Consider the following 22,368-nt stretch of genomic DNA (forward strand, 5'->3'; position numbering starts at 1 on the left):
TAGGTATTTTTTATATATTTTTTTATATTTAGATTTTTGCTAAAATATGTTATATTAATTATAAAATATATTGCTTATATAAAATATATTATTAAAAAAGGAGTAGAGAACAATGGGTAAAAAAAATAGAAAAATAAAAATTATTATTATATCTATTTTCCTTTTTTTAATTATATCTCTCATAGCTTCCATTTTTATATATCTTTATTTTAAAAATGACATTAGTAACTATATAGAAAGAGCTTATAGTAAAACTGAAAATATGAATAGGAATTCTTTTAATAACAGAAAAACAACAAAAATATATGATAATAATGGAAAATTATTAAAAGAATTTAAGGTTAGAGAATATGATTATCAAAAATATAAGGATATAAATCCCTACTTATTTAAAGCTTTTATAGCAGTAGAAGACAAACGATTTTACGAACATAATGGAATTGATTTTAAAGCTTTGATTAGGGCAGGAATAGTAATATTAAAAGGAGGAGAACTGCAAGGAGGCTCCACAATAACACAGCAATTAGCTAAAAATATGTTTTTAACTATGGATAGGAATATCTGGAGGAAACTTGAAGAAGCTGTAATAGCTCAAGAAATAGAGAAAAAATTTTCTAAAAGTGATATATTAGAATTTTATGTTAATAATATTAATTTTGGTCATGGTTGTTATTCAGCCGAAACAGCATCAATGTATTATTTTGGGAAAAGTACAAAAGATTTAACATTATCTCAAATAGCTTTATTAGCTGGAATACCAAATAACCCTTCTATATATGACCCTGTATCGAATAAAGAAAATTCTATAAAGCGAAGAAATAGCATAATTGATAAAATGTATAGTTCTAAATTTATAACAGAGAGAGAACAGATAAATGCTAAAAAAGAAGTACTTGAGTTAAATATCCAAAAAAAATATTATGATAATAACATTAATGACTATGCTGTTGAGTATGCAATTCAAAAATCTGTAGAAGAAATTATGAAAGATGATGGTTTTCAATTTAGATATATATATGATAATGAAGAACAAAGAAAAAAATATTTGAATTTATACTCTAAAGAATATAAAAAATGTAGAGAAGAAGTAATTAATGGAGGCTATGAAATTAATACCTGTATTAATTCTGATCTGCAGGATAAACTCCAATCTATTATAGACAAAGAAATGAGTAAGTATAAAAAAATAAATAAGTCTAATAACTTGTACATGAAACAATCTGCGTCTACTGTTATTAATAATGATACAGGAGAGGTAATAGCAATGGTTGGTGGTAGAAGTCAAGATGGTAAATTAAACTCATTTAATAGAGCCTCTATTGGAGCAAGACAACCTGGTTCAACTATGAAACCACTAATTTCATACCTACCTGCATTTGAAAAAGGATATTCCCCAGATGATCAATTTACAGATAAGCCAATTAATAAAGGTCCACTTAATTGGTATAAAGGATATAAAGGAGATATAACATTAAGATATGCCACTGAGATTTCTACAAATACTATACCATTTAGGTTAACCAAACTAAATGGAGCTGAGAAGTCTCTAAAATATTTAGCTAAAATGAATTTTAAATATCTAACTCCAGCAGATAAAACGCCTACTATAGCTTTAGGAGGATTAACAAGAGGAGCAACGACAACTGAAATGGCAAGTGCATATTCCACAATTGCAAGGAATGGAGAATTTATAGAACCTACAAATGTAAAAGAAATTAAAAAAATTACAACTGGAGAAGTTATTTACAAAAATAATAAAAACAAAAAGAGAGTATATGATTCAGGAGCTTCTTACCTAATGACAGATGTTTTAAAAGGCAGTATTGAAAAAGAACATGGGACTTCTCATAAGGCTAAACTTAATAATTATAAATACCAAGCAGGCAAAACAGGAACAACAAATAATAATAAGGATGCATGGTTTTGTGGATATACTCCTTATTTTACAATGTCTGTATGGATCGGAGATGATACACCTTCAAACCAATCTTCTTTAGAGTCTAATTTAGTTAAATCTATATGGAATAAATTCATGAGTGGATTACATGAAGGTAAAAAGGAAGTAGACTTTAAAAAGCCAGAGCAAGTTTATATTGAAAATGGTAAATTAAAAACATTAGGACCTAAAGAATTTGCAATTAAAAAAGAACGATTAAGTCTTGAAAAAGATAGAAAAGATAATGAATCAAAAACTCAAAAAGATAGATTAAAAGAATTAGAATATAGAGTTATATTTGGACTAAGTGAAGATGAAGAACTTATTAGAGAAATAAAAGCAAAAAATGAGATAGAAAGTTTAAGAGAGTATAAACTAATTAATTTAACACAAGTAAAAGAGTTAGATAGAATTCTTTTAAAAGTAAAAAATAGTGTAATGAATGTAAAAAGAAAATCTGTGTATGATGAACTTATGGAGGAATATAGATTTTTAAATAATAATTTTAATGATATTAAAGCTCAGTTAAATAGAGAGAAAAGGGAAGAAGAATATTTTAAAAAACAACGAGAGAGGGAAGAAAGAGAATATCAAGAAAAAATTAAAAACCAAAACAACAATAATGTTCAAGAAAGTGAAGAAAAAGATACAACAAATAAAGATGAAAATTTAAATAATGAATCAGATAATGAAAACATCGACACTGAAGATAGTCAAGAAGATAAAAATAATAATGAAAATAAAAATATAGAAAATGATAATATTGATACTAATGATGATAAAAATAAAATTTAATATATAATGGAGAAAGGAGCTATTTAATGAAGTTCTTTAAAAAGAAAGTCATAGCTATAATTACTTTAGTAGTTATAATCATAGGTTTTGTCTTAGGGGGAGAAGTCAGTAAAAAATCAGAAATATCAGAAGATAATTTACAAGGGTTAATTAGCCAAAATTATAGTATTGAGAATTTAGAAATAAAAAATAACTCTATAGAATTTATAGTAAGAGGAAACTTGCAAATGAATGATATTAAAGATTTTTCTAATGAACTTTATAAGAAAAGTAAAAACTGGGAGCAAAATGAATTAAAAGTATTTTTTGTATCAAAAGATGCAAATACAAAAAATTTAAAAGAAGAATTTTTTGTAACTGGTCTAACAAACAAAGTAATTATAGATAAAAAGAAAGACATGATAAAAATAGGGACTTTTGTAGGTGTTCCTTCGATTGAAAAATCAAGAGAACTTTCTAAATTTAAGGAAACTAATATTAAATATAAAGATAATAATGTAGAGATTAATGTTAGTTTACCAGAAATAAATAGTTTAGAACAAATAGTAAGCCAATCTAAGACTTTTTCTATAATGTTTAGAGACATAAATAAGGATAAAGATATAGATAACATCCAGCTAAACATAAATACTATTAGTAATAATTATATATTCAATACCAAAAATGAAAATGTAATAGAAGTTATAGAAAACATAAAACAGTCTTAACTAAAACAAAAAGTAGAGTATTAATACTCTACTTTTTGTTTTAGTTAATTTTTAGCAGAACTTTTAAAGTTAGTTTTAGAAAGAGTTTTTAAATTTAATGCTAAAAACAACTTCTTTTTCTTAGACCTCAAGACTTTTTAAAATTGAGTTCTTATATAATATTAAATGCACTTTAAATTATACCACTATTTTATTTCTGTGTCTATGTTGGACGACTCTCTTAGTTTAAATGTAGATATAGTATTTCTCATGGATATCTTTGTTTGTTCTTTTTCTATAGGAATTATTTGGGATAGGAAGTCCCAATCATAAGAAAATTTTAATTGTGTGGTAATATTTGTCCCCCTTCCAATAATAGGCATATACAAGTCTGGGGATAATTCATACCCATTAATATAAACTTTCCATTTTTCTTCTGCTATCCCAGCTTTCCCAAGAATATACTTAACATCTTGGTATAATTTTTGGCTTGTAACATAACTATCTAAGTAATTAGAAGGGACTGAAGTTCTAATACCTCCTTGATGCCCAACAACCCTTGAAATGTAAGTTGATGTTGAAGATATGGAATTAAATTTTTTTTGCATATTTTGAAAATCCATAATTCCAGCAATACAAATAAGAAAAATAATTGAAAATATGGCTACCTCTAAAGAAGTAAATCCTTTATTGTTTTTTAGTGTATTTAAATTCATTTTTTAATTATATTCCTACCTTTCTTCATATTTTCATTTGTTAATATTATACAAATTTTAAATATTTAGTATAACTTATATACTTACTAATGCATTAACAAAAAATATGAGAAAATATAAAATATTATTTTTTAATGTTAATTTATGTATTTTTGATATTAAATTAACATTAAAAAATAATATTTTTATTAATAATAAAAAATAATTTAGTATTTATAATAATTTTAAATTATATTTTGTTATTTTATTTTTTTTAAAAAAATAATTTGTTATTTAATGGAATTAAAAAATAAATTGTATTATATAATAAAAAAATATAAAAAGGTTTTTTATTAAAAAGGAGATGGTTAAATTGGCAAGACCACCAGAACTTCCTATTAGGGGTGAAGAGGATTATTTCCAAAAATTAGTTAAGGAAATAAATCCATATCTCCAATCTCTAAACATAGAATTGAATTTTAAAGGCTATAAAAACACAGTAAAAGAATATGGAGAAGTTGACTCTAAGGATTATAATAAGCTATGGGAATTAAGTAGAGATTTTAACATGTGGGGGGAGTATTTTACAAATATGCAAGCAGTAATTGAAAAATTATATTTAGATTCTGAGGTTGCAGAGAAAGAGGTGTTTGCTATTGCATCTGAGATGGCAGACGTGAAATCCGTAAATAGAGGAGATAGATTTGCTAATAGAGAAGCTTCAGTTGTAGAAACGAGAAAAAATAAAAATTCATTGAAAGCTTTTTTAAAAGTAATAGAAAGTAAAATAGACTTTTCTTATAAATGTCACCACCATTGTAAGAATACTTGTAACTGTATAAAGATGCAAAATCCAAATTTTAGTTAATGGGTGATTATGATGAAAAAGTCAAAGAAAATATTAAGAAGACAATTAGAGTTTATAGAAATTTCTAAAAAAGTAGGAAAATTATTTAAAGATAGAAATATATCATTATCTTTTGAAGGATATAAAACAACATTAGAAGAATATCTTAGTTGCAATGAAAATGATTTAGAAAATCTATACCATTTAATAATTGATTCGAATTTATGGAGCCATTATTTTGGAGATCTTATAGGGTTAACAGATAATATTTATTCAGAAAAAATAAGTAAAAATTTTTTTTTAGAAATGGAACATATTACAAAAAAAGAAGAAATTGAAGATTTAAAAATAGAGATTAATTTATTTAAAGTATTTTTAAAACGATTAAAAATACAAAAAAAAATGTTTGATAGAATTCATTACCATTGTTCTAAAATGTATATGGATGCAAATAATAATTTGAATTTTAGAAGTTTTGAATAGCTCTAATAAAAAATCTCTTACTTAGCATTTATGGTAAGAGATTTTTTTATGTAAAATAAGATATTTAATTAATTATTCCCATAAAAAATAGATAGTGTCCTCTTTAAGCATATTTAGTTTTATATTATCAAATAAGTTTTTAATATTATGTATACCCTCTTCACTTTTTACACAGTTACAGTGTTCTGTATAATCACTTTTAATAAAATCATTATAAATAGCATTAAAAGAATTGAAACCGATTTCCACACAATCTTCTTTCTCTATGGAAAAAGAGAAATCAATATAATTTAATAAAATATTAAATTCTGGCTGAAACATTTCAGATTTTAAAACTACAACCCTGTTGTTATTACTAATTTCTGCTGTTATTGAATAATTTAACATCTAAAAATCACTCTCCCCAATACTTTTTGATAAACATACTTTTTATACTTATTTATATAATTATATCATAGTTTATGATTGTTTTTTATTTTATACAAAAAATAATGATGAATTATTAAAAAAATTTAGAATAAGTGTACAATTATTAGATTATATAGTTTAATAATCTATAAATAATAGATTAAATATAAAAAAAATAACCTAAAATGGTAAAAAATGGAAATAATATATACAATAAAAATATCTAATACTTACATTAGATATTTTTATTGAAGAATAAATACTAAATTTTTTATAATGATTGAATTATCTATTTTATTATTTCTTAAGTATAGAAATTTTATTAGTAGATGCATTAAAATTTATACTAAATCCAAATTCTCTAAGTACAGCATTCATTTCAGCATAAATAATATTGTTTTCTAATTTAGAGGAAGTTGTAGTTAATTTTTCAGCACCATTTATTTTTATTTTTTTAGTTCCAATATAGTATTCAGTTATACTATTGTTATCGCTCAAGATAGCTAAATTTTTATTAATTTTAAGTTTAATTTTTAATTCTTTTGCGATTTCTTCAATAGGAAGTTGTATTATACCGTTTTTTAACATAGCTGGATGTTTTAATTTAACTTCTTTATTATTTATAAAAATTTTATCTAAGGAAGAATTTTGTTTTTCATCTTTAAATTTTGGTTCATTGGTTTTATCTTTTTCTTCTATTTTTAAAGAAAGATTATTAAAGGTATTCAATAATCCTTTTATTTCAGCTTCTGAATAGGAGCTTTTTTTATCTTCTACAACCAAAGGTTTACCTTCAGCAATAAATAGTAATTTCTTTTTATCTTCAATCAAGTAACCATTTTTTATTTTTAATGCAATTTGATTTAATACATCTCTAACTTGATTATAAGTTACAGTTTTATTTAAATTTACATTTATGCCAGAATCATAATAATAGATATTTTTATCATTTTTATTTAATGTAAACTTTAAAGTAAGATTACTTTCTTTATTTAACTCATTTTCATTTAAGCTTTGCCAAACATTTAAAGCTAAATCTCCATTATGGTTTCTATTCCATACTTCTCCCGTTACTATGTTAGAATTAAATATGTTGCAAAACCCATTTTGAGCTTTAGTTTTCTTTTTGTTTACGATATTTCCATTTAAGTCATAGATTGTAGTTATTTTAGTGCAACTATTATTTTCTTTTACATATTCATCAGAAGTTAAATCAGAAGAATTTCCTGGAGTTAAACCATTATCTAAGCTTGGATCATAATTATCAGGTGTACCATTATTATTGTTACCACCAGGATTAAATTCATCATCTGGAATTTTATCTGGTATATAAATAGGAGGCTCATCTTTATTAGGATTATCGTCTCCATCTGGTTTTGTAGGTTCGATACTTGAAGGTAGTTCATCCTCTGGGATTTTACCTGTTTCTTCTGTTGGAGTAAAATTTTGTAGTTCAATAAACATAGAAGCTCCACCTTTTAATATTTTATTAGTTCTCTCATCTTTAAAATAATCTGATAACTGATATCCTATGTATAGCCCATATTTATCAAGGAAAAAAGAATATTTGTCATTACTGTTTAATCTTTTTACAGAAGATAGGTACATCTCATCCATAAATTTTATAAAAAGTTCATTTCTTTCGCTCCCATTAGTATTAACAAAAGCTAAATAAATAAGTTGAAAGAAAATATAATCAAATTGATCATAGTCTTTATGTTTTTGTATTTCTGAGTCTTCTAAATTTGTATGTAGATTTACAGACATATTAAATATATCTATTAATAAACTCTTACTAAAATCTAAATTTAATTTATCTAAAGACTCTAAAATTCTATCAAGGTCCTGCATTGTATCTGGATTAAACACAACTGGTATAATATCTTTTTTATTTGGACTTATTAAACTATTATTTGTACTTTCTTTTCTTGTTATATTATTTTTATAATTAGCTTTATTTACCGCAAATGAAGTAGTTGGGACAACTTGAATTAAAATTAGCCCTATCGAAATTGCGGATATTAATTTTTTATGCATAACTTAGCCCCTTTCTTATTTTTAATATTACATACTATACAAAAGATACTTCTTTTATAACATTCACTTGAATATCTAAAAAATATTACCATTGTACAAGGTTTATTTATTATAAATATAATTATTGTGTAATATATAGAGTTCATGGACAAATGTTGTATATTTTACCCCTCTAAATATATGACATCAAAAAAATACCTATTAATTACTGTAAAAAGTATTAATAGGTATTTTTATCTTAATAAGAGTTCACATGTATTTTTTCATTACAAATTGGGCATTTTTTATTTCTATTTATTATATCTATTGGTTTTGCTAAAAATAAGTTATCGCATTCTTTACATAAAAACTTTGTATATGTTAATAAGTTTACATAATCAGAGACAAGTACATATCTGTTAAGATTATTTTTTAATAATAAATAGTTAATGAAAGTATATTTAATGTTATTTTTATCTTCAAGATTAAGAAAAGCTTCTTTTTCTAAAATAAAAACTTCTTTTGAACTTTTTTCAAACACACTAAATTGATTTTCTTCCATATCTAATACTATTAATTCCTTATTAGAAAAATCATAAATATCTTTTTTAAAAATATCTTCTTGTGATAGAGTATTATTTTTATTAAGTTGTTTTAAATAATCTTCTTGAGAACAAACTTTGCATTTCTCTTTAAATTCTAAAAAATAAGGTGCTGTTTTAAACTTAAATCCACATTTAGAATGTAAAATCTCAACTTCTCCATAAAACCCATTATAATTACTCGTTAGAATATATTCATCTGAAAAATTTTCAAATATCCTTTTTTGTAATCTTTCAGTTTTCTTTTTTGTTAAACAATGCTGACATCTTTTACCAGAAATAAATTCATGAGGAGTAACTAAAAACTCCTTATTACATTTTGTATGCTTCATTAAAATGTTTTCACTTGCTGAAATAAATCTGCCTGTTACTTCATACTCATTCCCTGTAAGCTCTAATACCTTCTCTTTAAATCTTGACGATGTATTAATAGGTTTACAAAATTTACAATAATAATCTTTTGTTATATCTGAAGGTTTTATACAAGAGACTTTCTTACATGATTTATGCATTAACATTATAGGCTTATTATAATCTGTAACAGGTTCTAATAATTCATATTTATAATCAAAAAAAAGTAGTAGCTCCTTATTTAATTTATCAGTCAAATAAATTGAATTGCATTTAAAGCATATATATGAATTATTAATTAAAAATTTATAGTTAGTACGACATACGGAATAGCAAGTTTTATGAATTAATATTATTTCATCTTCTAAATTTAGAAGAATATTAATAAAAATATATTCATTTGAAAATTTTGTATATATTATTCTTTGTATAATATCAAAACTGTCAATTGTTTTAATGTGCTTTTCTTTAGAGCTTTTTTTCTTAAATCTATTAAAAAAGTTTTTTATCCCCAATCAAATCACCCTTTATAAAAAATAACTATTTAAATCTATTCGCCAAATTATAGTGTTAACCTTTTTTAATTTAGAAGATAAAAATATATTTTGCATATCTATTATTACATTGTTTCTTATATTAATGTAAACATTTTATATAATGAATTAGATACAATAACAAACAATGAAAGGAGACATTAATGAAAAAATTTATACCATCAATTATAATTGTTTTATCTATAGTATTTTTAGAGGTAAATATTAATAATACCTCAGCTTATAACATAAATCAAATATCAATTATTTTAAACATCCTTATATTCCCTATTTTATTCTTTATACAAGGCCTCATAGTACAAAAAGAGAATTTAAATGAAAGTTTTTTGATTTTCCCTTTTGTAGCTTATATATCTCTATTAATTATTTCTTTAGAATATAAAAATCTTATATTTTTATTAATATATTTTTCTTTTATAAAGCTTGGTTGTTTTTTAGGAGAATGGATTTCTAATAATAAATAGAAATACGTTTTTTTATAAAAAATAAATTCGTGATTTACGTTGACTATAAACAACAAAAAGTATATATTTATATTAAAAATAAAAAGAAAAAATAAAAAGGAGAAAATAATGATTGATATTATGGTTGTTGTATTTACATTGGTAATTTGTATATTTTTAGGGATTATTCTAATTGGACCAAGGATTATAGGAAGTGGAGAAATAGGAATTGTTGAAAAAAAATTCTCAAAGAACTTTTTAAAAGAAGGTGAACTTATAGCCTTAAATGGAGAAGCTGGTTTTCAAGCAGATATTCTTAGAACAGGATTACATTTTAAGAATAGACTTTTTTACAAAGTTCATAAAAAGCCATTAGTTACAATAAAACAAGGACAGATTGGTTATGTTTTTGCTCGTTCAGGTGAAAGTTTAAAAAATGGGCAAATATTAGGTAGAGCAGTGTCATGCAATGATTTTCAAGATACAAAAACATTCTTGAAAAATGGAGGTCAAAAAGGACCTCAAAGAGTTGTTTTAAGAGAAGGAACATATGCTTTTAATTTAGCTGAATTTATAATCTTAACAAAAAATGAAACTTATTTTTTAAATATAGGAGATAAAAAAGAAATCGAAGACATTAAAAAAATGAAAGATGAATTAATTAAGAAAAATGGTTTTGATCCAATAGTCATTGATGATAAAGAAGATAATCTTGGCATTGTAGTAACTAAAGAAGGAAAAGCATTGAAGCAAGGAGATCTAATTGCACCAATAGTTGGAGATGATGAAAATAATCCTGACTTATACCACAATTCTTTTCAAGATATAGAAGCATTTTTAAAAGCTGGAGGATATAAGGGTAGACAATATGAAGTATTAACAGAAGGGGTGTATGTAATAAATCGTCTTTTTGCATCAATCGAAATTGTACCCAAGCAAGAAATAGAAATAAGTTCAGTTGGGGTAGTTTGTTCTTATATTGGACAAAAAGGAGAAGATGTTTCTGGCAAATCTTACACTCATGGAGAGTTAGTAGAAGATGGATGCAGAGGGATACTTAAAAATCCTTTAATGCCAGGCAAATATGCTTTTAATATTTATTCTGGTTCAATTGAAAAGATTCCAACAGATAACTTTGCATTAAAGTGGAGAGGCGATGAATGTGGCCAATACGAATATGATAGACATCTAAAAGAATTATCTGTCATTACTAAAGATGGATTTAAACCTTTATTACCACTTTCTGTAGTAGTTCATATAGATTATAAAAAAGCTCCACTTGTAATACAAAGATTTGGTTCAGTACAAAAGTTGGTTGATCAGACTTTAGACCCTATTATATCTGCTTATTTTAAACAAGTTGCAGAGACAAAAACTTTTTTAGAATTACTACAAAATAAAACAGAGATAAGTCAAGAATCATATAAAATAATGAAAGAAGAATTTCAAAAATTTAATTTAGAATTAGAAGAAGTTTTAATAGATACTCCTAAAGCCAATGGGGATGAAAGGATATTAGCTCTTATAGAACAGTTAGCAGATAGACAATTAGCAAAAGAGCAAGTTGAAACATATGAGGCTAAAAAAACAGCATCTGCAAAAGAAAGAGAATATAGAGAACTACAATCTAAAATAAATGAACAAGATAATCTAACAAGTTCAGAAATCCACATTAGTATAGAAAAAAATAATGCAGAAGCAGAAAAAGCAGTAGCAGAGATAAAAGCAACACAAAATAAAATAGAAGCAGATTCAAAACTATATATTAAAGAAAAAGAAGTAGAAGCCGAGACATATAGAATTTCAGAAAAAGCAAAGGCAGAAGCAGAAAGTATTAAAGCGTTAGCAGAAGCAGAAGCACAAAAAGAAGAAAAAGTAGGTAAAGCTATAGCTTCTGCCAATAGAGAAAAAGCAAATGCTTATGGTAGCGCTGAGCTTCTAATAAAAAAAGAAGTTGCTATAAAATTTGCAGAAGCTATAAAAGATGGCAATATTGATATAGTTCCTAAAAATATTATAACAAATGATCCAAATAAAGGTTCATCTAATGTTTTAGATAATATTCTTCAATTATGTACAATTAAAAAAATGGAAAATTTCGAACCTTTAAAATGTAAAGAAAAGACAGATGTTCAAGAAAGCCTAAATGAAGCAAAGACAAAAATTAATGAAAATGATTTAATATAACAGGCAAGGGGTTAATATGTTCTTAACTAAATATAAAGAAATGATGAGTTTTAAGCTTTATAAAAAAAATAAAATAATAAAGGAGTTAATAAATAATATAAAAGAAGCTGTAGATATAAATAAATCTATATTAATTTGTAATAAAAATCAAATTGAATTTGAATATGAAGGTTATATATATACAATTGATAAATTTTTAAATAGTAAGATTTTACAAGAATATTATAAGAAAGAATATTATAAAAAAAATTCTTCTCTTTATAATGATTTGTTCGAGGAAATTTTTTGTTTTGATGATAGTACAATAGGAGTAAGAATTGTAAAAAAAGAAAAAATGGCATTAAGTTTATTTTCGAAGTTATATAGAGATGAAAATGTTAAATTCTTAGAAGTATACTCTAAAGACTTTGTTGAGAATAAAAAAAGAATATTGATGAAAAATTATAATATGTGAATATTGTTATAAAATAGAAATTTTATTGTTTATATAAAATATTTTAATGAGAAAAATATATAATAAATAAAAAAGTATTTAAAAATAAAAAAATGGAGGACAGGAAATGTTTGATATGAAAGGTTTTTTAGAAAATGATAATATTAACCTAAGAATAAATAGTTCAAGTAAGGAAGGCCAAAGTTCAGTATTTTTAAAAGTTCAGTCAGAACAGAATCGTATTTTTTACCTATTTAAACAAGAGAATGAAAAATATTTTAATCCATTTAAAGAAAAAAAATTTGTTGGAGTATATGATTCAGAAGAGAATATATTTTTTGAGGTTTCTAAAGGTTTAGTTAAAAAGAATTTAAATGAAATTGATTTTAGAGATGTAAAAATAGAACAGTTGGAAACTGTTTATAGAAAAATTATTAATGATATAAAAGAAGAGATTGTAAAGACGATAAATAAAGATGAAAATTATTTTATTGATAATTTACTTGTAAATACTGTAGTAGATAATGTGAGCTTAATGATAAAACAAAATGCAAGAGAGAAGGCTTTTGAATTATATATAAAAGATATAGAACCATTTGAAAATGAATTTATTGATCTAAAAGAAATAGATATCTTGTATAAAGATAATATATCCATTCTTTTGGCATATCTTAAAGATAAAGACAAAGTTATAAGGATAGAAGCAAATAAAATTATATACAAAAATGCTGAATCCTTCTATGAACAACTTTTATCTTATAAAGAAAGACAAAAAGAGCTAAATAGATTAAGAGTCGCCAATCTTTATATAGATGAAAAGAATCTTTTAAAATGTATTTGTGAAAGACAAATGAAGACTTTAAACATAATTGTAAGAAGTGAGCAAGGAAATATTGAATTAAAAATAGATAATAATTTATCTTATAATAGACCTTATATATTAACAAGTGATATTAGAGAAAGTGAAGATAAAAAAGAATATTTAAGAACGAATAAAGGTGATAGAATAGATTTAAAAAATATTCTTTATATAAAATATCATGGTCAGGTAATATATAATAAATAATTTTTTAATATAACTTGATAAGAAAAAGACTACTTTTAATTAGAGGTAGTCTTTTTCTTATATTTAATAAAGTTATTAATTATACAAAATCTACATGGAATCTATAATAAATAAAACATAAGTTTATATAAATAATTAATAAAAAGGAGAGAAGTAAAATGAATGACTTTGATAAAGTAAGTAGGTTCAGTAGTTACTTAAAATTTGCACAAATGCAACCTTTTGAAATGTGTTTAATGGCAGTAAGACAAGATGGGACGTTACTTAAAGATATAAGATGGAATGAAGTTAATTTCTCGGATCAGGAAAGATATGAACTGTATTTAGAAGCAGTAAAACAAAATGGGTTAGTTTTAGGAGTTATAGATTTTAATAATTTAAAAAGAGCTCAGATATATGAATTGTGTTTAGAGGCAGTAAAACAAAATGGTTTTTCTATATTTAGTATAAAATGGGAAGAATTTAATTTTACAGTAGAAGAAAAAAGAACTATATGTTTAGAAACTGTTAAGCAAAATAAAGAAATATTCAGCTATTTTAATTGGGACAAAATAAATATAAATAATGAAGATAAAAAAATAATATAATATTTCATTTTAAAAATACCTTTAATTAAATTAAAGGTATTTTTAATGTGTTTTACATGTTTATATAATAAAAAAAACTTTTAAAAATATAATAAAAAAATAATAAAAAAGGAGGTATCTACTTGAATATAATTAAGTAGAAAATTTATCATGATAAATAAGAGAAAATTTACAATTAAGATTATTGTTGTTACAGTTTTATTGTCCTTGTGTAGCACTTTTAAGTCTGATGCTTACAGGGACAATGAGATAAAAGGATTAGAGATTGACCATTTAAGAAATGAAGCCTTCGATTATAGTACTTTTATACAATTTGATGGAGTAAACTGTGATAGGCAATTTAAGTTATATAAATATCTTAATGTAATTCCAGAAAAGCTTATAGAAAGCTTTATCGAAAATGATATGAAGATAGAAATAACGAACAGATCACTTCAAGAAAGATTCCTAAGTGATTCTCCATTAGCTGGAGTTTTCTTTGAGGATACAATATATCTAAGCAATATTAAAGATTGGGATGAACAATCTTTAATACATGAATTTGGTCATTTTGTAGATAAAATATCTGGTGAAGATAATTTCTTTAATATATACACAGAAGAAAAAAACAATTTAGTTTTAGATGAAAATAAGGATATAAACTATTACTTGAAAAACCAACATGAATATTTCGCTCAAGTGTTTGAGGAGTATTTACTTAATCCCAAAAGATTATTAAAAAATAATCCTAAGACTTATAAGTATGTGGAACTTTGTATCAATAGAATTTAAAAATAAAAATGTAAACAACCTCTTTTTTTGATAATATAAAAAAGAGGTTGTTTATTTTATAATTTCACTAATTATAATAAATATGAATTTTGAATATAATAATTAAATTTAAAAAGTTTTTATATAAATAAAATGAAGAGAGGTAGAGCTAAGCTATGAGTAAAAACAATAATGCTTGGGTTATAAGATTATTAGCAAGTTCAAGAGATCAAACAGAAGAAATGTGTTTAGACGCTGTTAGTATTTATGGAAAAGCTTTACAATTTGCAGACAACCAAACGTATTTAGTATGCTTAAAAGCTATTGAACAAGATAAAGATGCTATAGAGTGTATAAGATGGGAAGAAGTTGACTTTACAGAAGAAGAAATAAAGAAATTAAACATACTATCAGGTAAATAATATTTAGGAGGATTGAATTATATGAATAGTAAAAATTTTGAAAACTATTTAGAAAGAATTACAGAACAAAAAGAAAGTTTAAGAATTGTAGATGTTGGCAAATTAGATTTAACTAAAGAGCAAGCCTTTATTTTATATTTAAGTGCTGTAAAGAACGATGGTTTAGAATTGAAATATATTGACTTTAAAAAATATGCTTTATCAGATATAGATATTAAGCAGATATGCATAGAGGCAGTTAAAAAACATGGCTATGCACTGGAGTATATAAAGTTTAATGAACTTAATTTATCAGCTAAAGAAATAGAAGAAATATGTATAGAAGCAGTAAGACAAAATGCATTTTCTGTAAAAGTTATAGATTTTAATGAGTTAAATTTATCAGATAAACAGATTTATAATATACTCACTGAAGCAGTAAAACAGAATGGATATGTTTTAGCAGATATAAAAAAACAGGATTATAATTTATGTTTAATAGCAGTAAGACAGCAGGGGTTATCTTTACAATATGCAAAATTTGACTCATTTTATATTACAGATGAACAAAAGAATAAACTTTATATAGAAGCTGTTAAACAAGATGTTTCAGCTTTGCTTTTTATAGAAAATAAAACAGAAGAAATCTATAAAGAAGCAGTCAAGAATGATGGATTAGCTTTAATCTATATAAAAGAGCAAACAGAAGAAATGTGTTTAATAGCAGTAAAACAAAATGGTTTGGCTTTGGAGTATGTAAATAACCAGACAGAAAATATCTGTCTGGAGGCAGTAAAAAGGAATGGATTAGCTTTAAAGTATGTAAACAATCAGTTCGATAAAATTTGTATAGAAGCCTTAAAGGAATATGGATTAGCTTTAAAATATGTGGAAAAACAAACAGAAGAAATGTGTTTAATAGCAGTAAAACAAGATAGTAAAGCTTTAGAATTTGTAAAAGAGCAGAACAATGAAATATGCAAAGAAGCTGTCAGACAAAATGGATTAGCTTTAAAGTATGTGGAAAAACAAACAGAAGAGATATGTTTAATAGCAGTAAAACAAGATGGTAAAGCTTTAGAATTTGTAAAAGAGCAGAACAATGAAATATGTATTGAAGCAGTAAGAGAATGTGGATTAGCTTTAAAGTATGTGGAAAAACAAACAGAAGAGATATGTTTAGAGGCAGTAAGACAAGATGGATTTGCAATTAGAGATGTAAAAAATCAAACAGAAGAAATTTGTCTTGAAGCAGTAAGACAAAAAGGATGGTATTTAATGTATGTAAAAGAACAAACAAAAGAGATTTGTCTTGAAGCTACTAAAAATGACAAAAGAGCTTTTCAATACGTAAAATTAAGTTTATAAAAAAATAAATCAAAGTATGAAGGAGCAAGAGACGTATTCTAAATTAGATGATAAGTGGTACTTAATATTTGAGTGTAGTGAGGTAATCAAGAAAGAAGATTTTTATCACTGATAGGCGAAATACTCCATCCTCAACGTAAGTAGGGTGGAGATTAAAGCCTGTAATATAAAAAACTAAAGGAGGTGAAGAAATGATACAGATGAAAGCTTTTAAATTTAGAATATATCCAAATCAAATTCAAAAAGAAATAATAGAAAAATCTTTTGGGTGTTCGAGGTTTGTGTATAATCACATGTTAGCACTTCAAAAAGAAAAATATGAAAATAAAGGTGAGTCATATTCAAAGTATGAATTAATTAAAAAACTTCCATCGCTTAAAAAAGAATATGAATGGCTTAAAGAAATTGATTCAACCAGTTTACAAGCTACTATTGATGATTTAGATAGTGCATATAAAAACTTCTTTAGAAAGATTAAAAAAGGAAATAAACAAGGTTTTCCAAAATTCAAAAGTAAAAGAAATCATAAAAGAAGTTTTGAAAGTAAATGGGTGAACAATAATATAACTATTAAGGATAACCTAATTAAACTACCAAAATTAAAATGGGTTAAGGCTAAAGTGACTCAAAATATAAATGGTAGAATATTAAATGCTACTGTATCAAAAACACCTACAAGTAAATATTTTGTTAGTATATGTTGTGAAGTTGACATAAAACAATTAGAAGAATCTAATAAGTATATTGGCATAGATTTAGGCTTAAAAGATTTTGCAATATGTTCTAATGGAAACGTATTTGATAATCCTAAATGGTTAAGAAAAGCCAACTATAGATTGAAGTTGGAACAAAGAAGATTATCAAAAATGAAGAAGTTCAGTAATAATTGGAATAAACAAAAAAATAAAGTAGCTAAGATACATGAAAGAATAGCTAATCAAAGAAAAGATTACTTACATCAAATATCAACTAAGCTAATTAGAGAAAATCAAATAATTTGTTTAGAAGATTTAAAAGTAAGTAATATGATTAAGAATCATAAATTAGCAAGTGCAATAAGTGAAGTTAGTTGGTATGAATTTAGGAAGTTGCTTGAGTATAAAGCTATTTGGTATGGAAGATTAATTTCTATAATAGGAAATACATATCCATCCAGTCAGTTATGTAGTGTATGTGGTCATAGGAATAAAGATGTAAAAAACTTATCACTCAGAAAGTGGATTTGCCCAGACTGTAATACACAACATGACAGGGATATAAATGCAAGTATAAATATACTAAAAGAAGGATTAAGATTAGTGGGGATGGAACAGCCCTTAGAGCCTATGAATGCTTAGTACAAAAGTGCTATCGAATAGGAATCTTCATCTTCAAACGCTACCAAGGGTAGTTAAGGTGGAGTAGTTCAAAATATGTTAATAGATGATAAAAATATCTTTAAATATAATAACTTAAATTCTCAAAAAGATGATTATTTAATTTTTTTAAAACATTTAGAAGAAAAATAATAAAAAATATTTATATTAATAAAAATTATAAAATAATATATTATTTTATAAAAAATAATAATATTTATGCTTATTCGTAAAAATAAATATTATTTTATAAATATTTAGGAGAATTATTATGAATAAAAAAAATATCAATTTAATTAATGAACTAACAAAAGATATAATAGATATTTATATGATTGAAATTCCAATAAAAGATATGAATAATGTTATTGATAAAATGGGAGGAATAATTAAAAAAGATGATTCTTTAAGTGAATTTTCAGAATCTTATATTAGAAAATTAAAAAATAATCACTATGAATTTGAAATAGTGATTCCTTATGGTCAATCTAATCATATACGCAATATGCATATAGCTAAAGTATTAGGACACTTATTTTTGCACATGAGATATAATATAGATGAGGAAGTATGGAATTCTCAGAAAATAAATGAATTTTATAAAAGTAAAAATTTGCAAGAAGAAGAACAAGCTAAAGAGTTTGCACTTGCATTATTAATGCCTAAAAGTGAATTTGAGCTTATTGAAGAGAATGATGTAATTAATATAGATAAAGTTTCTAAATATTTTAATGTTACTCAAAGAGATTCTTTAAATCGAGTAAATAGTTTAGGATATATAAAAAAATAATTGTTTAAAAAGGTGCTTTTAAAAGCACCTTTTTAAATTCCTTGTTGAAGTATATATTTTATTTAAGATATAATTTTAATTATATAGGTAATATATCCCATAGAAATAGAGGTGAGGACCATGGATAATTTAGATTGGAGCAAGATAGGAGCTATAGGTACAATTGTAATAGGAGTAATAACTATAATATTAACTTTTATAGGAGTACGTCAGAATAAAATAAATGTAAGTAAGAAAAATAACAAGCAAGTTATTAAGGGTAAAGATATCTTAAATAACGAAATATCTCAGTTAAATAATAATAAGAAACAAGGAGATAATAAACAACTTATTAAAGGTAAGAAGATATCTAAAAATAAAATAAAACAAAATAATAAATAAAAGGATTAATATTATGGGAATAAGGAAAATATTAAGTGGAATCTTTTTTAATAACAATATTTCTGAACAAAAGATAAATGGGGTAATTTTAAGTGGAAACACTATAATACAAGAATCAAATATTTATAAAAATGAAAAAATAGTAGATGATTACATGAATGGAAAATTAGATGAAATAGAGTCTTTGTTTGAGGTCCAAAAATATGAAGAGATAGAAGATAAGATTAACTGGATATATAGGAAAAAACAAGATAGGTTTAGCGAAGTTATTGAAAGAAAGTTATTACAATATAATTGTTTTTTATCAATAGTAACAAATAAGAAAGATAGATTAATTGAATACTTCAAAGAACTAAAAAAATATGGAGAAGAAACAGCTGAATTTATAAATGTTAAATTTAACATAGCTATTTTTTATAAGGATGATAAGGTCTTTAGAGAATTAATGGTTATATTTGATCGTATGGATATGAATAGAACAGATATAGATTGTAAGGAAGCTAAATATTTATATCTTTCTCAACAATACAGTACTTTAATAGAAAAGTTTAACAATGAAAGATATTTAGAAATATTAGAAATAAAATCATATGTAGCTAAATCTTTAATTGCAATTAAAGATTTTAATAAAGCAGAGAAACTTTTATTTGAGATAAAAGAAATGGGAAGTAAGTATAAGGCTGATTATATACTTTGTAAATTAAATCCTATAAGTAGATGCTTAGATGAAGTCAATGAAAATGAAAGAGCCTTTCTTAATGAATGTTTGATTGAAATAGAAGAAATAAATAAAAAGGAATTAGAATTTAATCAGTTTAAGGAAATATCATACTATAAACTTCTGGCTCTTTTATTTGTCGATGAAAAATTAGCTCTTGAAGAAATTAATAATATACCTGATATCTTTAAAGAAGACACTGATTTTAATGTTTTAAAGATAAATATTTTTAATTTAAATGATAAATATGAAGAAGCAGAGGAACTTAGCAAATATCTTTTAGAAAATAATGCTGAAATAGATATATATATTCCAAGTATAATTAATAATTATTTAAGCCTTGAAAATTGGTCTAAAATAATAGAATTATTTCAGAAACATAGAGATTTTTTAGAAAATGTAGAGTTTGCTTTTTTTGCTTATGGTTTGTCTGTATTAAATTTGCATGGAGAAGATTTTTTAATTAAAGTAATAGATAAAGAATGTAAGATAAAAGGACATCTTATAGATTTATTATGTGCTAAAGCTAATTCAAAAAATAAAGAAAAGAGTGAATTTTATTTAGATAAAATTGTAAAAGATGTAAAAAATAAAGCTTCAATTTTATTAGAGGTAGCAAGTGAATATAAAGAGATGAATAATACTAAAAAAGCTCTTAACATAGTAAAAGAAAATAGTATTTATGATATAAGATTTTTTAAAAGATATCTTTCTATTGTTTTAAGTGAGAATATGGATGAGTATTATGATAATATCTTAGAAATATATATTAAATTTTATAGTGATACCTATAATGAATATATAGAAAAATGTATGTATTCTATCTATCTTAAAAAAGAGTTATATAAAGGGGCTTACTTTGTGGCTAAAAAATCATTTGAAAAATCTAAAAAAATAGATTGGGCAAATGAATTAGCTAAGATGAAATTAGTAAATAAAGAATTAGATAATTTAAAAGAATTTGCTGATATGTTAAACAACGAGAAAGAGCCATTATATTTAATAACTGCAAGTGAATTGTATTTGAAGCTTGGAGATACTGTTAAGGCGAGAGAATTAAGTTATAAGGTTGCTTTTAATGTAAATAACATAGATGTAAATCTTGCAAATAGGATAGGAAATGTTTTGTTAAAAAGCAAGAAACAAAATTTATCTGATCTTAAAAAGAATATGGAAGAAATTAAATTAGTTGAATCTGATTATGTTGTTATATTAAGATCGGATAAAAACAAGTTTTTGAAAGTTTGTTTAAATAAAGAATTTTTTTATAGAATTAGTGATATGAGATTTGGTTGTTTACAGATTAATACAAATGAAGATCTATGGATTAATCTTTTGGGAAGTAAAGTTGGGGATGAAATTTATTTCAAACAAGAAAAATATATAATAATAGAGATAATTAATAAATATAACTTTTTAACAAGATTGTGTTTAGAAATTAGATGTAAAGAAAAAGATAGTAGTATAAAAAGCTTTTCTATAAAAGAAAAAGATTTAAAGGATAATAAAAATAATGAGTTAATGGTAGAATTACAAAAAGATTTAGATTTGTTTTATAAACGTATTAATATTTATTTAGGGGAAGATGAACAAATGGAGTCTTTTGGAGCTCCTATTAATTATTTGTTTTCTGATTTAGAAAGGATTAATGATACAATAGACTATTTATTACTATCTAAAGATTTGTATTTCAAGGCAGGTATTCCAAATTATGTAGAGAAAGATAGTAAAGTAGTGCTAACAATGGTTACAACGTTATTACTAAGTAAATTTAATTTACTTGATGAATTTATGAATTATTATAATGTTTATGTCCCAAAGCGTTTAGTAGAAGATATAGAGAATGTACTAAATGATTTGACTTCTAATTTTAATAATAAAGAAATAAGTTTGTATTTAATTGAAGGAAAAATAAAGTTTAGTGAGAAAGATCAAAAATATAAAAAATCTGAGCTGAAAAACTTTAGTGATATAAGAAATTCTCTAAAAAAGGGGATTATAATATCTAAAGACATATATCTAAAAGATTTTATAAACTTACCTAAAAATGCTATAGGCACATCAGATATTGAAGCTTTTGAGATATCAAACAAAGAAGATGCATTTATATTTATAGATGATAAATTTACCTCATTGTATTATAGCTGTTATTATAGAAAAGATACTTCTAATATAGCTGGGTTTATAAATTCATCTATGTTTGGTAATTTTAATAAATACTGGAAGACAGCAAAGAAATTAATAGAAAGTAGGTATGAATATTTTTTTAATGAAAGCTATTTGAGAAGGATTATACATATCTTAGATATAAATAATAAAAATAATATAAAAAAATTTAGAAATATAATTAAAACAATTTTAAAAAATGACATAAATGGTTTTTATACTCTATTATTAAAACATATTTGTATAGATGTCACATTTAGGCTTAAACTATATCCAGAATATAAAGTGAAAATAGATATTATAATGGATATAATATCAAATTCAGAAATATAAATTTGATATTATTAATG

20 protein-coding genes are annotated in these 22,368 nt (G+C 23.9%); 16 read left to right on the forward strand and 4 right to left on the reverse strand.

From position 1 onward, the window contains the following. The first annotated feature begins 112 nt into the window (after window positions 1–112). Both IC758_RS19970 and IC758_RS19975 read left to right on the forward strand, forming a co-directional pair. A complete protein-coding gene (locus IC758_RS19970) occupies window positions 113–2,731 on the forward strand; it encodes a transglycosylase domain-containing protein (protein WP_227825025.1) in 2,619 nt (872 codons plus the stop codon). 26 nt (window positions 2,732–2,757) lie between these two features. Next, window positions 2,758–3,438, forward strand: coding sequence for a hypothetical protein (locus IC758_RS19975; protein WP_227825026.1), 681 nt, complete (start codon window positions 2,758–2,760; stop codon window positions 3,436–3,438). Between the two features lie 185 nt (window positions 3,439–3,623). Here IC758_RS19975 and IC758_RS19980 read toward each other — a convergent pair whose 3' ends face one another. Continuing rightward, window positions 3,624–4,133, reverse strand: a complete 510-nt coding sequence (locus tag IC758_RS19980; RefSeq protein ID WP_227825027.1) for a hypothetical protein — start codon at window positions 4,131–4,133, stop codon at window positions 3,624–3,626. A gap of 343 nt (window positions 4,134–4,476) precedes the next feature. Here IC758_RS19980 and IC758_RS19985 point away from each other — a divergent pair, with 343 nt between their 5' ends. Beyond that, window positions 4,477–4,980 carry a hypothetical protein gene (locus IC758_RS19985; protein WP_227825028.1) on the forward strand — a complete coding sequence of 168 codons (504 nt, stop codon included), beginning with the start codon at window positions 4,477–4,479 and terminating at the stop codon, window positions 4,978–4,980. Window positions 4,981–4,992: 12 nt separating this feature from the next. Beyond that, the gene (locus IC758_RS19990; protein WP_227825029.1) at window positions 4,993–5,442 is read left to right on the forward strand and encodes a hypothetical protein; all 450 of its coding nucleotides are present in this window, start codon (window positions 4,993–4,995) and stop codon (window positions 5,440–5,442) included. A gap of 72 nt (window positions 5,443–5,514) precedes the next feature. Here the strand turns inward: IC758_RS19990 and IC758_RS19995 are convergent, their stop codons facing one another. The 3 genes from IC758_RS19995 to IC758_RS20005 all read right to left on the reverse strand — a co-directional run bounded on the left by IC758_RS19995 (window position 5,515) and on the right by IC758_RS20005 (window position 9,334). Further along, complete coding sequence (locus IC758_RS19995; RefSeq protein ID WP_227825030.1) at window positions 5,515–5,829, reverse strand: hypothetical protein; 315 nt, start codon at window positions 5,827–5,829, stop codon at window positions 5,515–5,517. Between the two features lie 318 nt (window positions 5,830–6,147). After that, window positions 6,148–7,887, reverse strand: coding sequence for a stalk domain-containing protein (locus IC758_RS20000; RefSeq protein ID WP_227825031.1), 1,740 nt, complete (start codon window positions 7,885–7,887; stop codon window positions 6,148–6,150). 238 nt (window positions 7,888–8,125) lie between these two features. Further along, the gene (locus IC758_RS20005; protein WP_227825032.1) at window positions 8,126–9,334 is read right to left on the reverse strand and encodes a hypothetical protein; all 1,209 of its coding nucleotides are present in this window, start codon (window positions 9,332–9,334) and stop codon (window positions 8,126–8,128) included. A 182-nt stretch (window positions 9,335–9,516) separates the two neighbouring features. On the opposite strand from IC758_RS20005, the gene IC758_RS20010 reads away from it, so the two are divergent. The 12 genes from IC758_RS20010 to IC758_RS20065 all read left to right on the forward strand — a co-directional run bounded on the left by IC758_RS20010 (window position 9,517) and on the right by IC758_RS20065 (window position 22,351). Further along, window positions 9,517–9,837, forward strand: coding sequence for a hypothetical protein (locus IC758_RS20010; RefSeq protein WP_227861014.1), 321 nt, complete (start codon window positions 9,517–9,519; stop codon window positions 9,835–9,837). A gap of 108 nt (window positions 9,838–9,945) precedes the next feature. Next, window positions 9,946–12,003, forward strand: a complete 2,058-nt coding sequence (locus IC758_RS20015; RefSeq protein WP_227825033.1) for an SPFH domain-containing protein — start codon at window positions 9,946–9,948, stop codon at window positions 12,001–12,003. A gap of 16 nt (window positions 12,004–12,019) precedes the next feature. Continuing rightward, window positions 12,020–12,457: a hypothetical protein gene (locus IC758_RS20020; RefSeq protein WP_227825034.1), complete on the forward strand. Its 438-nt coding sequence runs from the start codon at window positions 12,020–12,022 to the stop codon at window positions 12,455–12,457. Window positions 12,458–12,563: 106 nt separating this feature from the next. After that, window positions 12,564–13,502 (forward strand): hypothetical protein, encoded by a 939-nt coding sequence (locus tag IC758_RS20025; protein WP_227825035.1) that lies wholly within the window; start codon window positions 12,564–12,566, stop codon window positions 13,500–13,502. Window positions 13,503–13,660: 158 nt separating this feature from the next. After that, window positions 13,661–14,089, forward strand: coding sequence for a hypothetical protein (locus IC758_RS20030; protein WP_227825036.1), 429 nt, complete (start codon window positions 13,661–13,663; stop codon window positions 14,087–14,089). A gap of 150 nt (window positions 14,090–14,239) precedes the next feature. Then, window positions 14,240–14,860, forward strand: a complete 621-nt coding sequence (locus tag IC758_RS20035) for an anthrax toxin lethal factor-related metalloendopeptidase (protein ID WP_227825037.1) — start codon at window positions 14,240–14,242, stop codon at window positions 14,858–14,860. Window positions 14,861–15,015: 155 nt separating this feature from the next. Beyond that, a complete protein-coding gene (locus tag IC758_RS20040; protein ID WP_227825038.1) occupies window positions 15,016–15,261 on the forward strand; it encodes a hypothetical protein in 246 nt (81 codons plus the stop codon). A gap of 21 nt (window positions 15,262–15,282) precedes the next feature. Then, complete coding sequence (locus tag IC758_RS20045) at window positions 15,283–16,608, forward strand: DUF4116 domain-containing protein (RefSeq protein WP_227825039.1); 1,326 nt, start codon at window positions 15,283–15,285, stop codon at window positions 16,606–16,608. A 191-nt stretch (window positions 16,609–16,799) separates the two neighbouring features. Beyond that, window positions 16,800–17,945, forward strand: a complete 1,146-nt coding sequence (tnpB, locus tag IC758_RS20050) for an IS200/IS605 family element RNA-guided endonuclease TnpB (RefSeq protein WP_227861015.1) — start codon at window positions 16,800–16,802, stop codon at window positions 17,943–17,945. Window positions 17,946–18,234: 289 nt separating this feature from the next. Next, entirely contained in the window at window positions 18,235–18,753 is a 519-nt protein-coding gene (locus tag IC758_RS20055; protein WP_227825143.1) for an ImmA/IrrE family metallo-endopeptidase, read from the forward strand. 120 nt (window positions 18,754–18,873) lie between these two features. Beyond that, window positions 18,874–19,134: a hypothetical protein gene (locus tag IC758_RS20060; protein WP_227825144.1), complete on the forward strand. Its 261-nt coding sequence runs from the start codon at window positions 18,874–18,876 to the stop codon at window positions 19,132–19,134. 13 nt (window positions 19,135–19,147) lie between these two features. After that, window positions 19,148–22,351, forward strand: a complete 3,204-nt coding sequence (locus IC758_RS20065; RefSeq protein ID WP_227825145.1) for a tetratricopeptide repeat protein — start codon at window positions 19,148–19,150, stop codon at window positions 22,349–22,351. Window positions 22,352–22,368: the final 17 nt, after the last annotated feature.

This window comes from Clostridioides sp. ES-W-0016-02, assembly GCF_020641035.1.
Taxonomy (GTDB): Bacteria; Bacillota; Clostridia; order Peptostreptococcales; family Peptostreptococcaceae; genus Clostridioides.